Source organism: Azospirillum thermophilum, from assembly GCF_003130795.1.
In the GTDB taxonomy this organism is placed as follows: Bacteria; Pseudomonadota; Alphaproteobacteria; order Azospirillales; family Azospirillaceae; genus Azospirillum; species Azospirillum thermophilum.
In genome coordinates, this window is the sequence record NZ_CP029358.1 from 33,734 (window position 1) to 55,549 (window position 21,816).

Here is a 21,816-nt window from a genome sequence, read left to right on the forward strand (position 1 = left end):
GGCCCCTGCCGGATCGCAGGGGCCTTTTTCGTTGCTGCTGTTCCAGGCAGCCCTTTTTGCGACGTCGCAAAGACGCCCGTCAGCGCTCCAACTGGCCGAACAGCGGGGCGAAGCCGTCGAGCAGGCCGGTCAGCAGGATCTGCACGCCGACGCAGAACAGCAGGAAGGCGAACAGCCGCGTCATCACCCGTGCGCGCGTCGGGCCGAGCAGGGCGACCAGCCGGTCGGCCGAGCGGTAGGACAGCCAGATCAGCAGGGCGATGGCGATGGCCGCCGCCGACATGCCGATGAAGAAGGGACCGATGTTGGGACCGCTCGCCGGCCGGGTGGCGCCGAGCGCGATGGCGACGGAGATGGTGCCGGGCCCGGTGGTGAAGGGGATGGTCAGCGGGAAGAAGGCCGATTCCGACACATCCTCCGCCGGGGCCGCCTGTTCCTGCTTTTTCTGTTCGTGCGCCTCGGGGGCGGTCAGCAGGGCCCAGGCACGCTCGGCGACGACGAAGCCGCCGGCGATCCGCAGCGCCGCCAGCGAAATGCCGAAGAAGTTGAGGACATAGGCCCCGGCCCACAGCGCCGTCAGCATGACCACCGCGGAATAGGCGGCGACCAGACCGGCGAGCCGCGCCCGCTCCCGCGCGCTGCGGCCGGTGGTGACCTGACTGAAGATCAGTGCCATGGCGATCGGATTGACGATCGAAAACAGGGCAGGGAAGGCGAGGAGGAAACTGTCGAACATTTGGCCCCGGGGGCTGTGGAGGACCTCCCTGATACTCCCGAGCCCAACCGCTGGCAAGGCAGTGGGCATACCACTTGCTCGCGGCCCCGTCGCTTACGGCATGCGGCGCACGGCGCCGGCGGTCAGGCGGTGGACGGTGCCGCGCGGCGGCAGGGGGCCGGCCCCCTGCCCGGCCATGGCGACGGCGGCCAGACGCTCGGCCAAGGCCCGCTCACCGGCACAGGCCTCCTCGCACAGGCTGCGCATCTCGGCGATGCTCGGCCGCCATTTGCGGGAGCGCCGCCACAGCCTCGCCGCCTGATCGATCGCCCAGGCGGGAAACTCGCCGAGGTCCTCCGCCCAGTCCATCGCGACCAATTGCTCCACATCCGGTCCCAGGCTCTTGGCCGGATAATGGCTGAGCAGCGCCAGGATCCGCGCCAGCAGATGGTTCGCAGCGGCCGGCGCCAGCACCGTGGCGTTCAGATCGTCGAGCGAGCGCCGGGCCATCGCCGCCTCGCGCGCCGTCACGTCGGCCGGCGGCACCCAGACCTCGGCCACGCCGGTGAAGCCGTCATCGGCGAAGCGGCTGCGCCGTTCGATATGCCCGGCGTCCAGGATGCGGCGGAGCGGGTCGGGCAGGGCATCCTGCAACAGGCGCCGCCGGTCCGCCGGAGCCATCGCCGGATCGAAGGGCAGGGGGGAGCGGTCGGGAAAGGGCTGGATGTTGATCACGGCTGGCTCCAGGTGGGGGTGGCGGGCGGGGCAGGGGGGCGGCATCGAGCCGCGCGGCGACGGCGGCCCAGGCGGCCAGACGCTGTTCGGCCTCCGGCTTGCGGCACGAGGGGCGGGCGGAGGAGTGTGGACGTCCGGCGCGAACCGGCGCCTTGCCCGCCTGAACGTCCTGCAGCAGCCAGGCCCGCCACGCAGCGCCGATGTCACGGTAGCGGTAGCCATGGGCCTGGCAGCGGCGCACGAACAGTTCGGCATGAGCGTCGAGGTCGATCGGCTGGCCGGGAAAGCGCTCGGCGGCCCAGGCGCGATCCCCGGCGGCAGGCTGCCAGTCGGCGGGGACTTCGGCAGCCGGCTGCGTCCGTTCCCGGGCATCCTCGCCATCCGTGGAATGCCCCTCGCGCCCGCGCCCCTGGAGCGAGTCCGGAGTCTGTTCTGGTTGATGCTGTTCCTGACTCGCCGGCGGACAGGGGATGTGCGTGGACGAGTCAGGGCTGTCGGCGGCCGGCACAGCCCCGTCCGGCGTCAGCCGCAGACGGTAACGGCAGGTCAGCCGCCCGCCGGTGGAGGAACTGCGGTGCTCGATCGTCACCAGCCCGGCGGCTTCGAGGCGGGAGAGGATGCGGTTGACGGTCGGCCGGCTGCGCTTCAGCTTCGCCGCCAGCGTCGCCTGCGACGGCCAGCATACCCCGGCCTCGTCGGCATAGGTGCTCAAGGCGGCCAGCACGGCGAAGCCGTCGGCATCGAGATCGGGATGATCCAGCCACCAGGCGGGAATCCGTCCCCACCGGGCGTTGCCGCCCGCCGCCGAAGGGTCCTGTTGGGTCGCGCTCATTCCTCTGCCTCCACACGCAAGTGCGGGCAGGATTCGAAAGCCGGCGGCGGAATGTCGAATCGCGGGCAAGCACTCCATGGAGGACTATGGAGCCTTTGCCCGCGCTTCAGGAGCCACGGCCCGCGACCATGGAGCGATAGCCCGCGCTGCTGGAGCAACAGCCCGCCTTTGCCGCGCGAATCGGAATCCTGAAGCCCTTCGTCGCGCTCATGAAGCCTTTGCTCGCGGTCCCGCCGGCCGGTTGCCGGGCCTATCGCGGGCTCCGACTCCATCCGCTATGAAGCCTTTGCCCGCGATAGCGCCCCGGCCGGTGCTGCCGGGGCAGGAGGGCGGCCGGGCACGTGCCGGGAGGCGAATCCGCCTCCGCGAGGTCCCCGCATTGCGTCGCCCCAGGGGGATCGCGGCGGGTCGAAGGGCCGGCATGGAGCCTTTGCCCGCGATTCTCGGCAGGGGGCAGGGGGCAGGGAGCAGGGAATGGAGTCGTTGGCCGCGGTTCGGAGAGTTCGTTTAGAAACAATGGTTTGCCAGAGGATCCCGGCAGCTTTGGCCACCGGCGCGCCCTGTCCTGGCGCTGGTCCTGCACCGTCCCGGGTCCGCCGAGTCGTCGGGGCCGCAGGGACGTCGGGCAGGCGCATGGCGCAATCGCGGGCTGTTGCTCCATGGATCGCGAGGAAAGGCTCCATACCCGCGGGCTGTTGCTCCATGCCGAAGGGCGAAGCGCCGCCGCATCCATTGCCGCGGCGGGCCGGCTGCGCCATGTTGAGGGCCGGCAGTCGGAGACGGTTTTCATGAGCAAGGTGGCCCCGGTCAGCGCAGCGCAGCTTGTCCTGTTCGAGCTGGAGGACCGCTCGCAGTCGCACCTGATCGCGCTCTACGATCTGGCGCCGCGCTTCGTCTTCGTCTCCCGCGACAACGACGCCAAGGACAAGGGCGAGCTGGTCTCCAAGGACAGCTTCATCAAGTCGGTGCGGCGCGAGTTCTCCTTCCGCGGCCGCAATTACCGCCTGACCGTCCAGCCCGCCCGCATCGACCGCAACAACCCGATGCGCAAGGAGGAGAAGGCCTCGGGCACCCAGGCCGCCGCGGAGGTGGTGGAGGTCGAGATCTTCCCGTCCGAGCGGGAGCAGGTGGTGGAGCAGGTGGTCCGGCGCCTCGCCATGGACCGTTCGCGCCTGTCGCTGACCGGCGAGAACCGCGACAAGGTGCAGATGCGCTTCAGTCTCTACGAGATCCAGAGGGAACTGCGGGCGGTCAGCCACACCCTGTCGATCCAGGACATCCGCGAATCCCTGACCATCCTGGCACGGTCCCGCATCATCATCTCCACCGGCGCGCCGGCCGAACCGGGGAAGAAGAGCCGGGGGCAGAACATCCTGGAATCGACCGCCTTCCCGGTGCTGGCCATCCGCTCCCGCCCCGACCTGATGGAGGAGGAGGGCGGCGTCGAGGAGACCTATCTGGAGTTCAATCCGCTGGTTTCCGCCGCCATCCGCGACCTGGAATTCAAGCCGATCTCCTACGCCTGGCTGATGAAGCTGAAGTCGCCGGTGTCCCGCTGGCTCTACAACCGCCTGTCGATCGAATACGACACCGCCGACGACGCCCGGCCCATGGTGATCAGCGCGGACGAGATCATCAAGAACAGCGGCATGAACGAGTGGTCGCGCCGCCGCGACACGCTGCGCGTGGTGACGGCGGCGGTCGATGCGCTGGTGGAGGAGGGCATCCTCGACAGCGCCGAGAAGGAGTTCACCAAGGTCGGCAAGCGGATCGACGCCATCGACTATCTGCTGACCCCGTCGGCGAAGTTCCTGGAGCAGGTCCGCCGCGGCCATCGGGTGCAGAAGACCAACGTCGAGGCCATCGCCGCCGTCACCGGCTCCACCGGCCGGCCGGACGGCTTCGTGCCGCTGAAGCCCGGCGAGGCGGCGGACCTGCGCCTGCGCCGCGCCCGGCAGCTCGAAGCCGGGGAGCAGCCGCCGCTGCCGCTGGCCCGGCAGGGCTGAGGCCCCGTCTCCGCCTCAGGGCAGCCATGCGCCCGCAACCGGCGGGTGCCGGCTTGCCGGATCGTCCTGGTGCACATATATATCCGACCGCGGATTGATCGACGGCGTACCGTCCTCTCCGCTCGTTCGCGGGGCGCAGCCCCGGCCGTCCACCACCGTCCCCCGACCGGATGCCGCCTCCGTCCCGGAGCCCGCGGCATGCCGGCTGTTCCGGAGCCGGCGCGGCGGCGCGCCGGGAGAATGCATGTCTGCTGACCGACGCACCCGCGGTGCCGATGCCATCCGCACCGTCCTCTCCTTCACCTTCCGCCACTGGCGCCGCCAGTGGAGGCTGGCCGCGCTGATCGCCGGGACGATCGCGCTCGCCACCTTTGCCGACGTGGTGATCCCCATCTTCGCCGGGCAGCTCATCGACGCGCTCGCCCTGGTCGGGCAGGACCGCGACCGGGCGCTGGAGCTGGCGCTGCACGCCTTCGGCGCCATGGTGGCGCTGGGGGCCGGGATGGTGGTGCTGCGCCATATCGCCTGGAGCGCGGTGATCCCCTTCTCCCTGCGCATCATGTCCGACGTGGCGCAGGACAGCTTCCACCGGGTCCAGCGCTTTTCGACGGACTGGCACGCCAACAGCTTCGCCGGATCGGTGGTGCGCAAGATCACCCGCGGCATGTGGGCGTTCGACACGCTGGACGACACGCTGCTGCTGGCGCTCTGGCCGTCGCTGGTGGTGCTGGCGAGCAGCGTGGTGCTGCTGGGGCTGCACTGGCCGCTGCTGGGGCTGGTGGTCGCCGCCGGTTCGATCGCCTATGTGGCGCTGACGGTCGCGCTGTCGGTCGCCTACATCGCGCCGGCCGCCCGGCTGTCGAACGCGCAGGACACGCGGCTGGGCGGCACGCTGGCCGACGCGCTGGGCTGCAACGCGGTGGTCAAGTCCTTCGGCGCCGAGGCGCGCGAGGATGCGCAGCTCGGCCGCGTCGTGGCGAAGTGGCGGCGGCGCACCCGGCGGACCTGGACCCGCCACACCCGCAACGCCACGCTGCAGCTGGCGCTTCTGCTGGTGATCCGCTCCAGCGTGGTGGCGACCGCGCTGTGGCTGTGGTGGCGCGGCCATGCCACGCCCGGCGACGTCACCTATGTGCTGACCACCTATTTCGTCGTGCACGGCTATCTGCGCGACATCGGCATGCACATCAACCACCTGCAGCGCTCGGTCAACGAGATGGAGGAACTGGTGGCGATGCATGCGGAGCCGCTGGGGGTGGAGGACCGGCCGGGGGCGCGGCCGATCCGCGTCGCGGCGGGCGAGCTGCGGTTCGACCATGTGACCTTCCGCTATGGCGGCCATCCGGTGCCGCTCTACCACGACCTGTCGGTGACGATCCGCGGCGGCGAGCGGGTGGGGCTGGTCGGCCCGTCCGGCTCCGGCAAGACGACCTTCGTGAAGCTGATCCAGCGCCTCTACGACGTGACGGAGGGCAGGGTGCTGATCGACGGGCAGGATCTGGCGGGGGCGACCCAGGCCTCGCTGCGCTCGCAGATCGCCATCGTCCAGCAGGAGCCCATCCTGTTCCACCGCTCGCTCGCCGAGAACATCGCCTATGCCCGGCCCACCGCCTCGCTGGCGGAGATCGAGGAGGCGGCGCGGCAGGCCAACGCGCACGACTTCATCATGCGGCTGCCCAAGGGCTATGCCACGCTGGTCGGCGAACGCGGGGTGAAGCTGTCGGGCGGCGAGCGGCAGCGGGTGGCGCTCGCCCGCGCCTTCCTGGCGAACGCGCCGATCCTGATCCTCGACGAGGCGACCTCCAGCCTGGATTCGGAGTCGGAGGCGCTGATCCAGGACGCGATGGAGCGGCTGATGGTCGGCCGGACGACGATCGTCATCGCCCACCGGCTGTCCACCGTCCGGACGCTGGACCGCATCCTGGTCTTCAACCAGGGCCGCATCGTCGAGGAAGGCAGCCACGCGGCCCTGCTGCACCGGCCGGGCGGCCTCTACCGCCGCCTGTTCGAGCAGCAGTCGGCGGTGGAGCGCGACCAGCGGCTGGGCGGGATGACCGCCTGAGGAGTCGGCCGGCGGTGGCGGCGGTCCGTCAGGCCGCGTCGAAGGCGTGGGGGAAATGCACAAGGCCGCCGCTGAACAGGCCGGCGGCCGTTTCCGCCGCCGGGCGGACCGCGGACTTCAGCCCGCGGGTGACGGCGGAACGCCGCCGCCGCTCGTCCGGGCTGGGCGGGGCGTAGAAGTGCAGGGCGAGCTGGCCGTCCGGCTCCGCGGCATAGGGCAAGCCCGGCGCTGTCCGGCGTTCGGTGCCGGGCAGCACATATTGCTCGCCTTGCTCGGTACGTTCGATGTGCGGCATGACCGGAGCCCTGTGACCCTGGGCTCCGATTCTCGCCCGGCGAGCGCCCCGGGTCAAGCGCCGCCTTCGCTTCCGTCGGTGTAACCCGCGGGAAAAAAACTCTTTTCCCCCACTTTCGGGCACTTGAACCGGCCGGGCGCTTGGATCAGCGGACCAGCAGGGCCGCGGCGATCAGGTAGCTGACATAGGCGACGCTGGCCGAGGCCGGGATGGTCAGGACCCAGGCCCAGACGATCCGCCCCGCCATCCCCCAGCGCACCGCCGAGGTGCGGCGGGCCGAGCCGACGCCGACGATGGCGCCGGTGATGGTGTGGGTGGTGGAGACCGGGATGCCGAGATAGGTCGCCCCGAACAGCGTCATGGCGCCCGCCGTCTCGGCGCAGAAGCCCTGGTAGGGCTTGAGGTCGGTGATGCGCGAGCCCATGGTCCGCACGATGCGCCAGCCGCCCATCAGCGTGCCGAGCCCCATCGCCGCCTGGCAGGTCAGCACCACCCACAGCGGGACGTGGAAGCCGCCCTCCAGCATGCCCTGGCTGAACAGCAGCACCGCGATGATGCCCATCGTCTTCTGCGCGTCGTTGCCGCCGTGGCCCAGCGAATAGAGGGCGGCCGAGAGGAGCTGCAGGTGGCGGAACTGGCGGTCCACCGCGAAGGGCACGGCACGGCGCAGGATCCAGGAGAGCACCAGGATCAGCAGCAGGGCGAGGACCAGCCCGACCGTGGGCGACACGACGATGGCGACGGCCGTCTTGGTGAAGCCGGCGACGACGATGGCCGAGAAGCCGGCCTTGGCGACGCCCGCCCCGACGATGCCGCCGACCAGCGCATGCGAGGAGGAGGAGGGCAGGCCGAGCCACCAGGTGAAGACGTTCCAGCCGATGGCGCCGATCAGGGCGGCCAGGATGACCGCCGGGTCCATCACCGACTGCTCCACCAGCCCGGTGCCGATGGTGGAGGCGACGTGCAGCCCGAAGAACAGGAAGGCGATGAAGTTGAAGAAGGCCGCCCACGCCACCGCCAGCTTGGGCGACAGGACGCGGGTGGAGACGACGGTGGCGATGGAGTTGGCCGCGTCGTGCAGCCCGTTGATGAAGTCGAAGGCGAGCGCCACGACGACGATCAGGATGATGGCCGGCAGGCCGAGCTGAAGGGCTTCCATGGCAGCGGCCTTACACCTGATCGAGCGTGATGCCCTCGACCAGGTCCCCGACGTCGTCGCACCGGTCGGTCACCGCCTCCAGCATCTCGTAGACCTCGCGGCGGCCGAGGAAGGCGATCATCTCCGGCCGCTCCTTGATCAGGGACTGCAGGGCCTCGCGCAGGATGTTGTCGGCCTCGTCCTCGATGTCGGAGATGCGGCCGCAGAGCTGGCCGATCCGCTCGGCGTTGCGGGCGATGGCGCCGAGCAGCGGCATCAGCTCCACCAGCAGCTCCGCCTGCTGCCCGATCAGGACGACGAAGCGGTGCATCGGCTCGTCGAACGACTCGATGCCGTAGAGGGCGGCGTGGCGCGGCACCTCGTCCATCAGGTCGATCGCGTCGTCCAGCGCGTTGATCAGCGCCAGGATGTCCGAGCGGTCGAACGGGGTGATGAAGGCGCGGTGCAGGCCGCGGCCGGCTTCCTTCGCCACCCGGTCGGCGTCCTTCTCCACCCGCTTCAGCGCCGCGATGCGGGCCGGCCGCTCCTCCGGATCCGCCTGCATGACCGCGTCCAGCGCCTTCGCCGCGTCGGCGATGTGGCGGGCCTGGGCGAGGAAATGGTCGACGAAGCGTTCCTCCTTCGGCATCAGGGAACGGAAAGCGCGCAGCAACATGGGACGGGTTCTCGCGAGGATGCGGATAGACGGACGGCGACGCTCATAGCACGGGTTCGCGTGGGATGCAGCGTGGTTCCGTCACAGACCGGTAACAAATACGACGCCATATCGTCATTTTTCCGCGTCTTTCGCATCGTCCGGCCGCGACAGAAGGGCGCGGTGGACAGCGCATGGCTGCCTCCCTAAATGTGCGAAGCACTGCCTTGCCCGGGGACGACCGCCATGAAGACCATCCTTTGCGCCCTCACCGCCGCCGCCCTGCTGTCGGCGTCCTCCGCGGCCTTCGCCCAGGACACACCGGCGGACAAGGCGCCGCCCCCCGCCCCGGCGCAGGAGTGCAGCCCGACGGTGTCGGCGGTGCTCGGCACCTGGGACGCCGGCATGGCGACCGCCGAGAAGTTCGGCGACCGGGCCACCGCGCTCGCCCGCGAGAAGGGCAGGGAGTATCTTCTGCCGCTGCTGGGCATCGACCCCAAGACGGTGCCGCCGCAGGCCCCCGGCGAGCGCGGCGCCGACAAGTCGACGGACGAGGTGGCCCGCGAGCTGGAGGCCAGCCGCAACGACCCCGCCCGCCGCGCCGCCCTGTGCGGCGCCATAACCCGCGCGATGAACGAGACGCGCGACAAGGCCGGCGCCGGCCTCGACGCCCTGAAGCGCGCGCTCGACACGCTGGAGCTGCCGGCGATCCCGGGCAAGCCGGCAACTCCGCCCGCCACCCCGCCGGCGGACCCGAACGCCCCGACGCAGACGCAGGGGACGCCGGGGCTGATCAAGACGTGACGGGGGCCACGGGACGTCGTCATGGCAACCCTGGCTTCTCAGGAAATCGTGCCTCCAGGAAACCGGGCGCGATTCAATCTTTGAGAGTGGGTGGCGTGCTGACCGCGCGCTTCTGGATTTGAACGGGATCGAACCCGTGGAGGAGGCAGACGCTTTGCGTGCCAATGCCCGGTACGCGGTCAATCGTCGTACGCTGATCTGAGAAAGCCAAGTGGCTGTGGCGATCGATGACGTATAAGTGCGTCTGTCTCCAGGCCTTCGAAACGGGCGGCGAGGCCAGGGCCGGGATCATCCGTCGGCCCTCCGGGCAAGCCGGTCGACGGCGGCATCGAAGACGCCGCCGGGGCCACAGTTCACCAGCCGTATGTGATCGCGGGCGTTCCGGCCGTAGACGGCGCCTGGGACGGTCGCGACCTGCCGTTCCTCAAGCAGGTAGTGCGCCACGGCGGTTCCAGCATTCGAATCCCGCGACCGATGCCGCTCCGGGAGGGCGGCGTGGAGGTCCCGAACGTCGGGAAACAGAAACATGCCGCCCATCGGGCGGCGCGGCCACCGGTAGCCGAGCCCGGCATCGAGCCGCGCAATGGCGCGCGCGTTGCGTTCCGCCAGGAGCGCGCGCTGCGTATCGAACCACGCCGCCATCTCCGGATCGCCGAGCAGACGGATCGCGATCCGCTCGGCCAGGATGTTGATACCCAGGCAAAGGCAGTCGTGCACCCTCGCCGCCGCGTCGATGACCGGCGGCGGGGCGACCAGCCAGCCGATCCGCAGCCCGGGAACGCCGAACTTCTTCGAGCAGCTGTTGATCAGGATGGCGCGAGGCTCCAGCCCCGGCACCGAACGGGCGGTGCGGTGCGGGCGGGCGAAGGCCATCACGTCGTAGACCTCGTCCTGGATCACCCAGAAGTCCTCACGCTCCGCCGACCGGGCAATGGACTGCCAGTCCGCCTCGCTCGCCACATAACCGGTCGGATTCTCCGGCGAGTTGACGACGAGCGCCTGGAGCCCCGCCGGCGGTCCGCCATCCAGCGCGGCGGCGTACTCGTCCTCGCCGGCCGGGCGCGGCATCGGAACGGCGCGCCGCCCGGTCACCGCGATCGACCGCATGTACAGCGTGTAGGCCGGTTCGGCCACGGCCACCCGGTCGCCGGGATCCGTCACGGCGAGCAGGGCGAGGTTCAGCGCCTCGATGCCGCCGTGGGTGATCATCACCTCGCGCTCCGGATCGATATGCAGGCCGCCGTTGCGCCGGTACCACTCGGCCACCAGCCGGCGGAGTTCCGGTGCGCCGCGCGAATGCTCGTAGCGCTTCACGGAGTCGAGGAAGGTCGCAAGCCGCAACTCCTCGTCGCGGATGGCCTCCAGCAGGTGCGGCGGCGGGCCGAAGTCGGGCTCGCCAAGGCTGAGGTCGAGGATGGCCGGGTCTTCCCTGGCGGCCTGGGAAATCGCCTTGGAGGAGACGGGGCTGGCCGCGGCGAGGTAGCTGTTGATGCGGGGCATGGCGGGCGGTCCGGGCGCGGTCGCGGGAAAGGGGGCCTGTGCGCGGCGGGGGCGCTCACGCTGCGTCGCCGCGCGCGCGTGCGCGCAGGTGGCGCAGCAGGTCATCGTAGTTCAGCGCCGCCGTGGCGATCATCACCGCGAGCAGCATGCCGCCCTGCCAGCGGTCCGCCACGACGGACTGCAGGCCGAAGGTCAGCACGGGGATCAGCGAATTCATGAAGGTGAAGGCCGTCACCCCCACCAGTTGCAGGCAGGTCTGCGACAGGAAGGACGGCAGGACCATGTTGGCGATGACCAGGATCAGCAGATCGACGGCAACGGGCGGCGCGACCGCCAGTTCATGGACGGTGCCGGTGGCCGCGAGGAAGCCGGCGCAGCCCGCGAGCAGCGCATAACAGCGCATCGACACCACCGCCACCGGCCCCAGGCCGCTGTCCGTGCTGAAGCGCAGCGAACTGACGTAGTAGACGTACATCGCGACGCCGGCGAGCATGGAGGTCGCCAGCAGCTCGAAGCCGACGCCCGACAGCTGGCGCATGGCGAGGATCGCCGCGGCAGTGACGGCGGCCTTCGCCCGGCGCCGCTTCGCCACGCAACTGCACAGCGCCGACGACAGGAAGAACACGGCGATGAAGAAGTCCGCCGGAGCGTGCGTGACGCTGTGGTACGAAAACAGCCAGTTCAGCACGAACGCCACCGACAGCGCCGCGTAGCTCCGCCAATGGCGCAGCAGGCTGCGGTGGTTGCGCGCGGCGTTGCGGCGTTCGGCGAGGTTGAAGACGAGGCTGGCCGCCAGTGCCATGTAGAACAGCCCGACGGCCGGGGGTATTGCGCCGCCGACATGGTTGAGGAACACCTGCGACGACGCGGTCAGGGCGATGTAGGCCAGGGTCATGGCGTGCCCCCTGGCCAGCGGCGAGCCTGCCACGAGAGGATCAGTCGATGCGGTCGGCATGGGCGGGCCTCGGTTCCGTGGCTTGCGGGCTGCGGTACGGTGCCGAACGCAGCGCCGAATACAAGGGCTTGGGTGCGCAGCCGAGCCGCTCCTTGATGCGCGGGTTGGTGCGGCCGGCCTCCACGAAGCGGACGCCGCTCGCGAAGGCATGCCGGACGCAGGCCGCGAACATCAGCGTGTATGGGCTGAAGTCGGAATGCTCGTAGACGACGCCGCCGGCCCACATGTGCAGGCGCCCCGGCTCGTCCAGGCAGATGACCGCCGCAGCCCGCCGGTCGCCGATGCACACCGAGACGACGCTGACGAGATCTCCGCACAGTTCGAGGAAGCGGGTGAAGCTGTCCACCGGATAGTAGTGCGGCGTGCCGTTCCGGGCGCTGGTCAGGTGACAGAGCCGGACCGCGTCCTCCAGGCCGGCGTCGCCGGGTCGGAGGACGGCCGTGCCGCCGCCCTCCGCCGCGAACTTGCGCAGCTGGCGTCTCATTTCCTGGCGACCGTGGCGCGGCAGGTGCGCGACGTAGTCGTCGAAGTCGCGGTAGGGGCCGAGGTCGATGATGAAGCGGTCGTGCATGACGTTGACGGCGTACCCGGCGCGTTCGGCGGCGGCCAGGGATTCCGGGTCGGCCAGGTTGGTGATGCCGCAGCCGGGAACCCCCAGCTCCGCCGCCACCGCCTCCAGGCGCAGGAGCAGCGGTTCCCCCGCCGCTGATCCCGGGCGCATCAGGATGCGGCTGTCGTAGCAATGGGCGAAGTGCCCCAGCAACCCGCCCTCCGGCGGGGCGAAGACGATGCCCGTGGTCCTCGCCAGCGTGCCGAAGGGATCGGGCGCGGTCTGCTGGTAGGCGATCAGCAAGGCGTCCAGCCGCCCGCCTTCCCACGCCGCCAGGTAATGGGCGCCGGACAGGGGAAGCAGCGGGTGCCGCTCGGCGGCCAGCAGCAGAGCCGGGTGATAGAAGGCCGGCCGCCCGCAGTCCTCCCACAGGCCGGCGAGGGCGTCCGCGTCGATGGCGTCGATCCGCCCGTGGTGGGTGATCGTCAGGGGCATGGGATGAGTGTCCTCATGTCTCGTGCCGGACGGCCCGGTGCCTGTCCTGTCCGGCTGCGGCACGGTAATCTCCGATCGCGGCCAGCAGATCGTCGATATCGTCCTCGCCGATGGCGCCGATGACGCCGACCCGGAAGGAATCCCGGCGCCAGTGTTTGCTCGGGTAGATCACCAGCCCACGCTCGGCCAGCGCCTCCGCGAGCGCCGCGGCGTCGCACGCGGCATCCGGCCGGGGCGCGAAGGTGATGATGATCGGCGCCCGGTGGGGCTGGTCGATCAGCGGCAGGAAGCCGAGCGCCGCCATGCCGCGCACCAGCCGGTCGGCGAGAGCGGCGTAACGGCCGAAGCGGGCCTCCCGTCCCCGGCCGCCTCGTACTCCCGAATGGCCTGCTCCAGCGCCAGCATCGCCTGGAGCGGCGGGGTGAAGCGCCATTGCCCGTCGGCTTCGAAGCTCCGGTGCTGGGCCCGCAGGTCCAGGCTCAGCGTGCGCGGCCGTGACGGGCGTGCCAGCGTGGCGCGGTCGGCGATGACGAAGGACAGGCCGGGCAGACCGTGCAGGCACTTGTTGGCGGACAGCGCGACCGCCGCCAGGCGGCCGGACGTGACGTCCAGCGGCAACGCACCGAAGGTGCTGATGGCGTCCACCAGAAGCCGCGCGCCGTGGCGGGCCGCCAGCGCGCCCAGGCCGTCGATGTCGTTGAGGACACCAAGCGCGGTCTCGAAATGCACGGCGGCGACGTGGGTGACGTCGCCGAGTTCGAGCAGGCGGGCCTCGACCCGCGCAAGGTCGAAGGAGCGCGTGTGGTCGCAACGCAAGACGCTGTGCCGGATGCCGTGCACCGCGCAGATTTCGGTCATGCGGGCGCTGTAGGCGCCGTTCTCGACGATCAGCAGGTGATCTTCGGCGTCCGGCACCGAACAGAGCATGGCTTCCACCGCGAAGGTGCCGCTGCCCTGCAGGGGGACGACGCTGCAGGCGTCGCCACTGCCCGCGACCGCGGCGATCATCGCCCGCAGCCGGGCGGTCAGCGCGACGGCCGCGGGGTGCGCGAGCCGAGGTCCACGCCGGCGGCGGCCCGGACCGCTGGCGACGTGCAGAGCGGTCCGGGGGTGAACAGGCGGGGCGCGGGGCGCATCACGCTCCGTTCCTCGATCCGGCGTCCAGCGTCCGCCGGACCGTGGCGGCGGCGTCCAGGCCGCTGTGCAGCGTGGGGGTGGAGACGTGGAAGATCGGGTTGTCCGGATTTTCCCGCTTCGCCCGATAATATGCTTCGTACCGCTCCCCTCGCCCGCCAGATTGAAGGTGAAGAACAGGATGCGGCGCGTGGCGTCCGACCGGTTCGCGTGCGAGCGGTGCGGCACGTACGAGTCGAAGAACAGCACGTCGCCCGCCGCGGCCTCGACCGGGGTCCATGTCATCCGGGCGGACAGCTCGTCGACGATGTCGCCGTTGCGCCGCCCGCCCGCGTAATGGGGCAGGACGGCCAGGGGACCGCGCGGCGTGTCCTCGACCTGCGTGCCCTCCGGCGCGGCCTCCAGGCCCGGCGCCATCTCCAGCCCGCCGTTCGACGGCAGCGCAGGGTCCAGCATCACGGCGGCCGTCACATGGTAGCGGGTGCCGAAACCGTAATAGGCGGGGATGTCCTGGTGCGCGGGAAAGCCGCCGCCGCCGGGATTCTTGACGTTGCACTTGTCCTTGAACAGCGTCACCGGCTCGCCGACGAGGGTCTCGATCCACGCCGCCAGCCGGGTGACCAGGCCGGTCCGGATGTAGGGCGAGGCACCGGCGATGTACTCGATGCGGCAGAGCTGCCGTGGATCCCCGGATTCCGGCACCACGATCAGGCCGCTGTCGCGGCAGGCCGCCTCGCCCTCCGGCGACCCGGCGAGCTTGTCCTCCGCCAGACGCGCGAGGGCGGAGAATTCGCGCTCCAGACGGGCCAGATCGATCCGCGCCTGCTCCCTCGGCAGATGCGCGTAGCCGTTCCGGCGAAAATCTTCACGTAGGGCCGCCATGGGAATTCCTCGGGTCGTGGATCCGGTCGGGACGTTCAGGCCATGCGCCGCATGGCCGCATCGAAGACGTCCTCCTGGGTGCACAGCACCAGGCGGACGTGGCTGTCGCCTTGCCGGCCGTAGACCGAGCCCGGGACGACCGCGACCTTGCGTTCTTCCAGCAGGTAGCGCGCCACGGCGTCGCCCATGGCCTCGCCCGACGCGCGGTAGTGCGCCGGCATGGCGCGATGGAGACCGCTGACGTCGGGGAACAGAAACATCGCGCCCAGCGGCTGCCTGGGCCAAGCATAGCCGGCCGCGGCGCCGAGCGTCTTCAGCGCCGTCAGGCAACGGCCCTGCACGAGGCGGGTGACGCCCGCCAGCCATTCGGCCTTCCGCGGGTCCTCCAACAGGCGCCGCGCGATGCGCTCGTACTGGATGTTGACCCCGAGGTAGAGGTAGTCGTGCGCCTTGGCGGCCAGGTCGATGACCGCGGGCGGGGCGACCATCCAGCCGATCCGCAGGCCGGGCAGGCCGAACTTCTTGGAGAAGCTGTTGATCAGGATCGCGTTGTCGGCCAGCGGCGGAACCGTGCGGGCGGGACGGTGCGGCCGTTCGAAGTCCATCACGTCGTAGACTTCGTCATGGATGATCCAGGTGCCGTTCGCCGCGGCGAGGGCGCCGATGCGCTCCCAATCCTCCAGGCTGGCGACGTAGCCGGTCGGGTTCTCCGGGGAGTTGACGATCAGCGCCCGGACACCGGCGAGCCGGTCCCCGTCGGCCAGCATGGCCGCGTACTCGTCGCCGCCGGCCGGCCGGGCGATGCGGCACGCCTGCCGGCCGAGCGTGAGGACGGTGCGCGCGTACAGCATGTAGGAGGGATCGCTGACCGCGACCTTGTCGCGCTCCCCGGTGACGGCCAGCAGCGCCAGCGTGATCGCCTCGACGCCGCCGTGCGTGACCATGATATCCCGTTCCGGATCCACGGCCAGCCCATAGCGGTCGCGATACCACGCGGCGATGGCCTGCCGCAGCGCCAGGCTGCCACGGGGCTCCTCGTAGCGCTTGCCCGCGTCGAGGAAGGCCGTCCGCGACAGATCCTCGGCGGCGATGTCGTCCAGCAAGTGCTCCGGCGGACCGAACACCGGCTCGCCGAAGCTCAGGTTGGCGATGTCGGGATCGGCCTTGGCGCGCAGCGAAATGGCCTTGGAGGCATAGACGTCCATGCCCAGCAGCGTGGGGTTGAGAGGGTGCTGCGCGGGACGGCGGTTGCTCTGCATCGTTCTGTCCTCGACGTGTGAAGGGGGCGGCGCGCCGGTCAGGCCGTCACGGGCCCCGGCGCCCTGTCCCGGCGCCGTGTCCCGGGCCGGCCAGAGGCCGGGCAGGCTAGGGAAGGGTGAGGAAGCGACGGAGGCGCCGCGCCGCGTCGTGGGGCGAGACCGTCGGTCGGCCCAGGCGGGCCATCGAGCCGGCGCTGACCGGCACGTGCAGCAGGCGCGGGCCGGGCACCATGGCGTCGCGCAGGGCGGCCGCGAACTCGGCGCACGAACCGCAGCTCCGCGCGTCGCGGTAACCCAGGCCGCGGGCCGTCGCGACGAAGTCGACCGTGGACGACACCGTCGGCTGCCCGCCCGTCGAATCGTAGCAGCCGTTGTCCAGCACGATGTGGACGAGGTTGCGGGGCCCCTCGGCGCCGATGCTGGCGAAATTGCCCAGGTGCATGATGGCCGCGCCGTCGCCGTCCAGCACGTAGACGGGCCGCGGGCTGGTCAGGGCGACGCCGTGGGCCACGGAGCTGGCGTAGCCCATCGACCCGACGCAGTAGAGATGTCCGGGGCGGTCGGCCAGGGTGAACAGCTCGCGCCCGGTCTTGCCGGTCGTCGCGATCACCGCCGCCTCCTCGTCCACGACCGCCAGGAATGCGGCAAGAACCTCCTCGCGACTTGGCCGGCCGGTCGTCGGGGGAACGGACGCGTCCCGAGGCCCGGCGCCGAAGGTGTCGCCGGAGACCACCAGGGCGTAGGGGCGCTGCGTCCGGCGGATGGACTCGCAGGCGGTCCGGAGGGCGGCTGCGGCACCGTCCCCGTCGTCGGGCAGCACCGCCCAGTCCAGCCCCAGAAGCGTCAGAAGGTCCGGGGTGATCCGTCCCATCAGCGCGTGCTGCGGCTCGTCCTTCACGCCGGGCCTGCCGCGCCAGGTGACCAGCAGCAACACCGGGATGCCGAAGGGGTCGTTCAGCGACGTGATCGGGTTGACCATGTTGCCCAGGCCGGAGTTCTGGCAGAGCACGACGGCGGTCCCGCCCGCCAGCCAGACGCCCGCGGCGATCGACACCGCATCGCCCTCGCTGGAGGCCGGCACATACCGGATCCCGTCCCGTCCGATCACCTCGTCGATCAACGGGGTCAGGTAGGAGCAGGGAACGCCGGTGAAGCAGGTCGTGCCCTGCGCGACCAGCTGATCGACGAAGACGCTTGCTTTGATCATGTTCTTTTCTCGGCAGGCCTTCCGCGCCGTCCAGGCGTGCCGGACGCGCGGAGGCGTTCTCAGCAGGCGAGATACTTCCGCTCGGCTTCCTGCACCTCGAACTCGTTGGTCAGGAAGAAGACGTCGTCCAGGGACGCGATCTCGTGCTCGACGTCGGCGACCGCCTGCTGCCGGTGAATCTTGCGGGTGATCGACCGTATGGCGCTGATCGAAGCGCGCAGGCTGTGATTGGCCCAGATAACGCAGGAGACGCCGGCGTCCCGGAAGACACTCGTCGGGATCCTATAATACTTCGTCGGCACGATGACGATGGGACAGCGGCGGTTCCACCGTCTGCAGAATTCCAGGATCTCCTGGCCGTCGCTCTTCTTGGAATGAATGAGGATGGCGTCGGCGCCCGCCTCGCTGTACGCGTCGGCACGGGCGAGTGCTTCTTCCATTGAGCAGCCGCTGATCAGGGCCTCGACGCGTGCGACAATGCAGAAGTCGGGGTCCTGCCGGCTGTCCTTGGCGGCGCGCAGCTTTCCACAGAACTCACCGATCGTTGCCAAGCCATGCTCCGCTCCGATGAACGAATTCATCTTGGGGAAGACCTTGTCTTCCAGGCAGACACCGGCAACTCCCCGCTGCGAAAGTTTGCGAACCAAGCGCCGCACATTGTTGAAGTTCCCGTACCCCGTATCACCATCGAGCAGTATCGGAACCTTGGTGTGATCGGCCATGAACTCGACGATGTCCAGAACCTGGGTCCAGGATGCCTCGTTCCGGTCCGACAAACCCAACGACGCCGAAATGGAAAGACCGGAGGCCCACAACGCTTCAAAGCCGCTTTCTTCCGCGATCCTGGCGCTGAGGGCACTGTGCGCTTCCATGATGAACGACAAGTCGTCACAGGTTAATATTCGTCTGAGATTTTCCGTTTTCTTCATAGGGCGTCCTCTCGAAATTTTATAATTTCTTGTAATGAATCCCGGGTCGGCCAGCAGGGGTCTGCTTTCACATCGTCATGACACGGACTCTTGAGCGTTCAGGACGTGAGCCCCATCTGCACCCGTCAATGAGAGCGTGCGCGCTGGATTTTCAGATCTTGCGCGGACTTTCATCGTGGGTAACAGCAGCAAGCTGCTGATCGACAGCGCCACGTGGAACAGTCTGCGTGCCTCTGTGTAAACAATAATCGCTTAATGAACGTTCATGTCAACGTCATTTTTTCAACCAATACTTAGACACCTAAACATTATAAATCAAAGTATACGCCGGTGTCTGATCTTGGGAGTATCTTTATCACACTATAGCGTGCGTGCGATAATATTATTGTATGTGCGCGGATGGATGCCGTTGCAGAGTTCGGCTGCGGCAAAGACCGGGCAAAGCCCAGCATCCTTCGGCGGCTGGGAGCCGTTTGACACCTGTTTCAAAGGCAGGCCCGTCGAAGTCGCAGGCCTGCCGCGGGGTCACGTTCCTGGGCGTGGCGCCGGGCGCCGGGGCGGCCCGGCCGGACCGTCAGCGGTTGAAGAAATGACCCTCCTTGCGCAGTTCCTGGCGGATGCCGCTCATGATGTCCGCAAGCTGCACGCAGGGCGGGTCGCGCTCCACCGCGAGCAGGCAGGCGTGCCGCAGGACGTTGACGATCGCCCCGCCGGCCAACTCGTGCTGGTCGGCCAGGGACTGGAAGTCGATGCCGGCGGCCAGCGGGATGCCGGGGGTGCGGAACATCCCTTCCCACAGCGCCCGGCGTGAGTCGCGGTCCGGCATCGGGAAGAGGATGGAGGACTGGAAGCGGCGGGCGAACGCCTCGTCCATGTGGCCGCGCTGGTTGGTCGCCAGGATGACGACGCCGGGAAAGTCCTCCAGCCGCTGCAGCAGGTAGGCGATCTGCTGGTTCGCGGCCCGGTCGTTGGCCGACTGCGCGTCCGTGCGCTTGCCGAACAGCGCCTCCGCCTCGTCGAAGAACAGGATCCAGTTGTGGTGCTGCGCCCGGTCGAACAGCCCGGCCAGGTTCTTCTCGGTCTCGCCGACCCACTTCGACATCACCCGCGACAGGTCGACGCGGTAGACCGGCAGGTCGTGGTGCTTGCCGAGCAGGCAGGCGGTCAGGGTCTTGCCGGTACCAGGGGGGCCGTAGAACAGGCAGCGGTAGCCGGGCTTGAGGCGCTGCGCCAGTCCCCAGCCGTGCAGCAGGGTATGGGAATGGTGGATCCAGCTGTCGATCAGCGCGATCTGCCGGCGGGTGGCGCCGTCGAGCACCAGGTCGTCCCAGGTGAGCGGCGTGCCGATCCGCTCGGCCGGGAAGCCTTCGCCGGATGGCCAGACGTAGGCGGCGCCGGTCAGCATCCGTTCCAACTGGTCGCGCGACAGCCCGAGCGCCGCCGCCCCCGGCGGTTCCTCCGGATGGCGGTGCCCGATGGTCAGAAGCCCCTGCCGCACCAGCCGGTGGCCGGGCGCGAACAGCGACCGCGCCGCGATGCGCGCCGCGCGGTCCGAACCGGCCAGCAGGAACAGCGCGGTCTCGACCGTCGGCAGGAAACCGTTGTGCGACTGCCCGATCAGACCGCCGAACTCGCTGAACCGCCGCCCGGTCGCCTGGTTCTGCAGGAGGAACGGGTCGAGCACCTCCGGGGCCAGATGGGGTGCCAGCGCCAGCATCAGCACCAGCCGCTCGGCCGGCGTCGGGTCGAGGCGGCGCAGCTCCCCGGCGAAGGGGCTGCCGTCGCCGTCCTGGTCGGGGGGAGCCGGCCATCCGCCCGCCTCGCCGCCCGCCTCGCCGCTGGTCTCGTCGCCGGTTTCACCGAAGTACAGGGCGAAGCGGTGGCGCACCACCTCCTCGAACCAGGCGAGTTCCCGTTCGATCGCGGCCGCCGGGGCGGTGACGGGCGGTTGCGCAGGGTGTTCCGGGCGGCGTGTCATGGTCGTGCTCACCAAACCACGTGGATCGGCGCCGTCATCCAGCGGTGATAGACGACGGAGCGGTTCCAGGGGATCTGATCGGCCAGGATGTCGACCGTCTTCCTCTGGATCTGCAGGGTCCAGCGATCGGCGTCCCGCTGCAGCCGCCCCTCGCGCTGCAGGAACGTCTCGCGCAGGCCGGCCGGCGAGGTGTTGCGGATGATCGTCCAGTTGTCGATGACCGCCTGGATCACCCCGTCGCAGACGGCGCGGTCCGCCTCGTCCGGCTCGATCGCCCGCAGGACAGGCTCCGAGGGGGCAAGCCCGCAGAGCAGCTTGTTCAGGACGAGCTGCGGCTCGGGCCGGTCGCAGCGCCCGTCGACCAGGTACTGCATGAGATGGACGGCGCGCGAAGCCGCCTCGGTCCCGGTAACCCGGGGCACGCCGTCCTCGTCGGGAGCCAGCAGCCCGAGCCGCTCCAGGAAGAGCGGCAGGAAGGGATTGAACAGGATCAGCCCGGCGTTGTCGACATACAGCGGCTCGCCCGTCTCGGCGTCGTCCATGCGGTTGCGGCTGCGGCCGGGGCTCCGCGGTTGGCGGCGCGGCTGGCGCGGCTGCAGCAAGACGGACAGCCCGGCATAGCCGCCGTCACGGGCCAGGTCGCGCGCCCGTGCAAGCACGCGGGCCGCCGTCGCCGGGTCGGCGTCCGGGTTCCCACGAGCGCCCGGCCCATCGCCCCCCGGCCCATCGCCCCCCGGCCCATCGCCGCCGAACCCGGCGACCAGCCGGCCGGCGCCGGCGCGCAGTGTCGATGCCCGCGGCCCGGCCAGCACCGTCAGCAGCCGCGCCCAGGCCAGCCGGCGGGCGCCGCCGCGGCGGTCGGGCGCCGCCGCGTCCGCGTCGCCGCGGCGCGCAGGGCCAGCAGCAGCCCACCGTAGGGAACGCCTTCGGCCAGCGCGGCGCCGGCCACCAGGAACCGCAGATAGACCCGGCGGTTGAAGCGGGTTCCCGCATCGCGCAGCAGGTAATCCAGCGTCAGCAGCCACAGCCGCCGTTCCAGCGCCGACCCGGAGACCGGCAGCGCCGGCGCGGCGCGGTGCAGTCGCAGGAGCTCGGCCAGATAGGCGAGGACGACCGTGGCGTCGGCGGGGACCAGCCGCGCCAGAAGGGTGCGCAGCTCCGCCGCGCCGGCCTGCAGCACCAGCCGCTCCAGCGCGTGGCGGTCGGAGGCGCGGCGGTGCAGCAGCGCCACGAGCGCCGCCGGCTGCTCGGCCAGCAGGAGGCGCAACTGCGCGGCGGGATCGAAGGCGTCGCCGCCGGGCGGCGACGCCCCGGTGGCCAGATAGGCGTCGAAACGGTCGAGCAGAGCCTCGCCCGGCGTCATGAACCGCCTTGTCCGGTCGGGTGCGTGCGAGGCAGCGGCGACGGCGTCGGCCAGGGCCGCGCCCAGCGCCCGTTCCAGCGCGGCGGGCAGGTCCTGTTCCAGCCGGCTGGCCGGGATGACGCCGAGGTCGAGGTCGAGCCGGTCGAGGCGCAGGTGGCGGTCGGCCGGCACCAGGGCGTCGAACACGCGCTCCAGGATCGGCGGCATCTGCGCCCGCGCCAGATCCTCGACGCGCGCGCGCAACGCCAGCGCGGTGTCGAGGTCGGACACGGCGCAGTCGACGGTCAGGCGCCTGACGTGGTGTGTGGAGGAGGGCAAGAGG

The 21,816-nt window shown here is 70.2% G+C and carries 19 protein-coding genes and 1 pseudogene; 3 read left to right on the plus strand and 17 right to left on the minus strand.

What is annotated here, in order from left to right; all coding sequences use genetic code 11:
- Positions 1-79: 79 nt before the first annotated feature.
- From DEW08_RS27940 to DEW08_RS27950, 3 genes are all read right to left on the minus strand, one after another.
- The gene (locus DEW08_RS27940; RefSeq protein ID WP_109333583.1) at positions 80-736 is read right to left on the minus strand and encodes a MarC family protein; all 657 of its coding nucleotides are present in this window, start codon (positions 734-736) and stop codon (positions 80-82) included.
- Positions 737-829: 93 nt separating this feature from the next.
- Positions 830-1,369, minus strand: a complete 540-nt coding sequence (locus tag DEW08_RS27945; RefSeq protein WP_181449496.1) for a hypothetical protein — start codon at positions 1,367-1,369, stop codon at positions 830-832.
- Positions 1,290-2,282, minus strand: coding sequence for a helix-turn-helix domain-containing protein (locus DEW08_RS27950; protein ID WP_245987050.1), 993 nt, complete (start codon positions 2,280-2,282; stop codon positions 1,290-1,292). Before DEW08_RS27950 ends, DEW08_RS27945 begins: the two co-directional genes overlap by 80 nt.
- Positions 2,283-3,070: 788 nt before the next feature.
- On the opposite strand from DEW08_RS27950, the gene DEW08_RS27955 reads away from it, so the two are divergent.
- On the plus strand, positions 3,071-4,288 hold the full coding sequence (locus DEW08_RS27955) for a plasmid replication protein (RefSeq protein ID WP_109334126.1): 1,218 nt from the start codon (positions 3,071-3,073) through the stop codon (positions 4,286-4,288).
- A 244-nt stretch (positions 4,289-4,532) separates the two neighbouring features.
- The gene (locus DEW08_RS27960; RefSeq protein WP_109333585.1) at positions 4,533-6,350 is read left to right on the plus strand and encodes an ABC transporter ATP-binding protein; all 1,818 of its coding nucleotides are present in this window, start codon (positions 4,533-4,535) and stop codon (positions 6,348-6,350) included.
- 28 nt (positions 6,351-6,378) lie between these two features.
- Here DEW08_RS27960 and DEW08_RS27965 read toward each other — a convergent pair whose 3' ends face one another.
- From DEW08_RS27965 to DEW08_RS27975, 3 genes are all read right to left on the minus strand, one after another.
- Complete coding sequence (locus tag DEW08_RS27965; protein WP_109333587.1) at positions 6,379-6,645, minus strand: hypothetical protein; 267 nt, start codon at positions 6,643-6,645, stop codon at positions 6,379-6,381.
- 145 nt (positions 6,646-6,790) lie between these two features.
- The gene (locus DEW08_RS27970) at positions 6,791-7,804 is read right to left on the minus strand and encodes an inorganic phosphate transporter (protein WP_109333590.1); all 1,014 of its coding nucleotides are present in this window, start codon (positions 7,802-7,804) and stop codon (positions 6,791-6,793) included.
- 10 nt (positions 7,805-7,814) lie between these two features.
- A complete protein-coding gene (locus tag DEW08_RS27975) occupies positions 7,815-8,459 on the minus strand; it encodes a DUF47 domain-containing protein (RefSeq protein ID WP_109333592.1) in 645 nt (214 codons plus the stop codon).
- Between the two features lie 225 nt (positions 8,460-8,684).
- Between DEW08_RS27975 and DEW08_RS32955 the strand changes: the two genes are divergently transcribed.
- The gene (locus tag DEW08_RS32955) at positions 8,685-9,242 is read left to right on the plus strand and encodes a hypothetical protein (RefSeq protein WP_245987051.1); all 558 of its coding nucleotides are present in this window, start codon (positions 8,685-8,687) and stop codon (positions 9,240-9,242) included.
- Positions 9,243-9,530: 288 nt separating this feature from the next.
- Here the strand turns inward: DEW08_RS32955 and DEW08_RS27985 are convergent, their stop codons facing one another.
- The 11 genes and pseudogenes from DEW08_RS27985 to DEW08_RS28035 form a co-directional block, all read right to left on the minus strand.
- On the minus strand, positions 9,531-10,742 hold the full coding sequence (locus DEW08_RS27985; RefSeq protein ID WP_109333594.1) for a pyridoxal phosphate-dependent aminotransferase: 1,212 nt from the start codon (positions 10,740-10,742) through the stop codon (positions 9,531-9,533).
- Positions 10,743-10,797: 55 nt separating this feature from the next.
- A complete protein-coding gene (locus tag DEW08_RS27990; protein ID WP_245987052.1) occupies positions 10,798-11,637 on the minus strand; it encodes a hypothetical protein in 840 nt (279 codons plus the stop codon).
- Positions 11,638-11,677: 40 nt separating this feature from the next.
- Positions 11,678-12,742: a GNAT family N-acetyltransferase gene (locus DEW08_RS27995; protein WP_109333598.1), complete on the minus strand. Its 1,065-nt coding sequence runs from the start codon at positions 12,740-12,742 to the stop codon at positions 11,678-11,680.
- Between the two features lie 13 nt (positions 12,743-12,755).
- Complete coding sequence (locus DEW08_RS32960) at positions 12,756-13,046, minus strand: hypothetical protein (protein ID WP_245987053.1); 291 nt, start codon at positions 13,044-13,046, stop codon at positions 12,756-12,758.
- Positions 13,019-14,758: an aminotransferase class V-fold PLP-dependent enzyme gene (locus DEW08_RS32965; protein ID WP_245987054.1), complete on the minus strand. Its 1,740-nt coding sequence runs from the start codon at positions 14,756-14,758 to the stop codon at positions 13,019-13,021. Before DEW08_RS32965 ends, DEW08_RS32960 begins: the two co-directional genes overlap by 28 nt.
- Positions 14,759-14,793: 35 nt before the next feature.
- Positions 14,794-16,017, minus strand: coding sequence for a pyridoxal phosphate-dependent aminotransferase (locus tag DEW08_RS28010; RefSeq protein WP_245987055.1), 1,224 nt, complete (start codon positions 16,015-16,017; stop codon positions 14,794-14,796).
- 106 nt (positions 16,018-16,123) lie between these two features.
- On the minus strand, positions 16,124-17,224 hold the full coding sequence (aepY, locus tag DEW08_RS28015) for a phosphonopyruvate decarboxylase (RefSeq protein WP_109333600.1): 1,101 nt from the start codon (positions 17,222-17,224) through the stop codon (positions 16,124-16,126).
- Between the two features lie 65 nt (positions 17,225-17,289).
- Positions 17,290-18,153, minus strand: a pseudogene (gene aepX, locus DEW08_RS28020) (phosphoenolpyruvate mutase); the annotation flags it as partial.
- 574 nt (positions 18,154-18,727) lie between these two features.
- Positions 18,728-20,131, minus strand: coding sequence for an ATP-binding protein (locus tag DEW08_RS28025; RefSeq protein WP_109334130.1), 1,404 nt, complete (start codon positions 20,129-20,131; stop codon positions 18,728-18,730).
- An 8-nt stretch (positions 20,132-20,139) separates the two neighbouring features.
- A complete protein-coding gene (locus tag DEW08_RS28030) occupies positions 20,140-20,943 on the minus strand; it encodes a contractile injection system tape measure protein (RefSeq protein WP_109333604.1) in 804 nt (267 codons plus the stop codon).
- A 2-nt stretch (positions 20,944-20,945) separates the two neighbouring features.
- A complete protein-coding gene (locus DEW08_RS28035; RefSeq protein WP_109333606.1) occupies positions 20,946-21,812 on the minus strand; it encodes a contractile injection system tape measure protein in 867 nt (288 codons plus the stop codon).
- Between the last annotated feature and the right edge of the window lie 4 nt (positions 21,813-21,816).

Bases quoted from the DNA above. Each gene is read 5' to 3' on its own strand.
- DEW08_RS27940 (WP_109333583.1), bottom strand. From the start codon at position 736: ATGTTCGACAGTTTCCTCCTCGCCTTCCCTGCCCTGTTTTCGATCGTC.
- DEW08_RS27950 (WP_245987050.1), bottom strand. From the start codon at position 2,282: ATGAGCGCGACCCAACAGGACCCTTCGGCGGCGGGCGGCAACGCCCGG.
- DEW08_RS27955 (WP_109334126.1), top strand. From the start codon at position 3,071: ATGAGCAAGGTGGCCCCGGTCAGCGCAGCGCAGCTTGTCCTGTTCGAG.
- DEW08_RS27960 (WP_109333585.1), top strand. From the start codon at position 4,533: ATGTCTGCTGACCGACGCACCCGCGGTGCCGATGCCATCCGCACCGTC.
- DEW08_RS27965 (WP_109333587.1), bottom strand. From the start codon at position 6,645: ATGCCGCACATCGAACGTACCGAGCAAGGCGAGCAATATGTGCTGCCC.
- DEW08_RS27970 (WP_109333590.1), bottom strand. From the start codon at position 7,804: ATGGAAGCCCTTCAGCTCGGCCTGCCGGCCATCATCCTGATCGTCGTC.
- DEW08_RS27975 (WP_109333592.1), bottom strand. From the start codon at position 8,459: ATGTTGCTGCGCGCTTTCCGTTCCCTGATGCCGAAGGAGGAACGCTTC.
- DEW08_RS32955 (WP_245987051.1), top strand. From the start codon at position 8,685: ATGAAGACCATCCTTTGCGCCCTCACCGCCGCCGCCCTGCTGTCGGCG.
- DEW08_RS27985 (WP_109333594.1), bottom strand. From the start codon at position 10,742: ATGCCCCGCATCAACAGCTACCTCGCCGCGGCCAGCCCCGTCTCCTCC.
- DEW08_RS27990 (WP_245987052.1), bottom strand. From the start codon at position 11,637: ATGACCCTGGCCTACATCGCCCTGACCGCGTCGTCGCAGGTGTTCCTC.
- DEW08_RS27995 (WP_109333598.1), bottom strand. From the start codon at position 12,742: ATGCCCCTGACGATCACCCACCACGGGCGGATCGACGCCATCGACGCG.
- DEW08_RS32960 (WP_245987053.1), bottom strand. From the start codon at position 13,046: ATGGCGGCGCTCGGCTTCCTGCCGCTGATCGACCAGCCCCACCGGGCG.
- DEW08_RS32965 (WP_245987054.1), bottom strand. From the start codon at position 14,758: ATGGCGGCCCTACGTGAAGATTTTCGCCGGAACGGCTACGCGCATCTG.
- DEW08_RS28010 (WP_245987055.1), bottom strand. From the start codon at position 16,017: ATGCAGAGCAACCGCCGTCCCGCGCAGCACCCTCTCAACCCCACGCTG.
- aepY (WP_109333600.1), bottom strand. From the start codon at position 17,224: ATGATCAAAGCAAGCGTCTTCGTCGATCAGCTGGTCGCGCAGGGCACG.
- DEW08_RS28025 (WP_109334130.1), bottom strand. From the start codon at position 20,131: ATGACACGCCGCCCGGAACACCCTGCGCAACCGCCCGTCACCGCCCCG.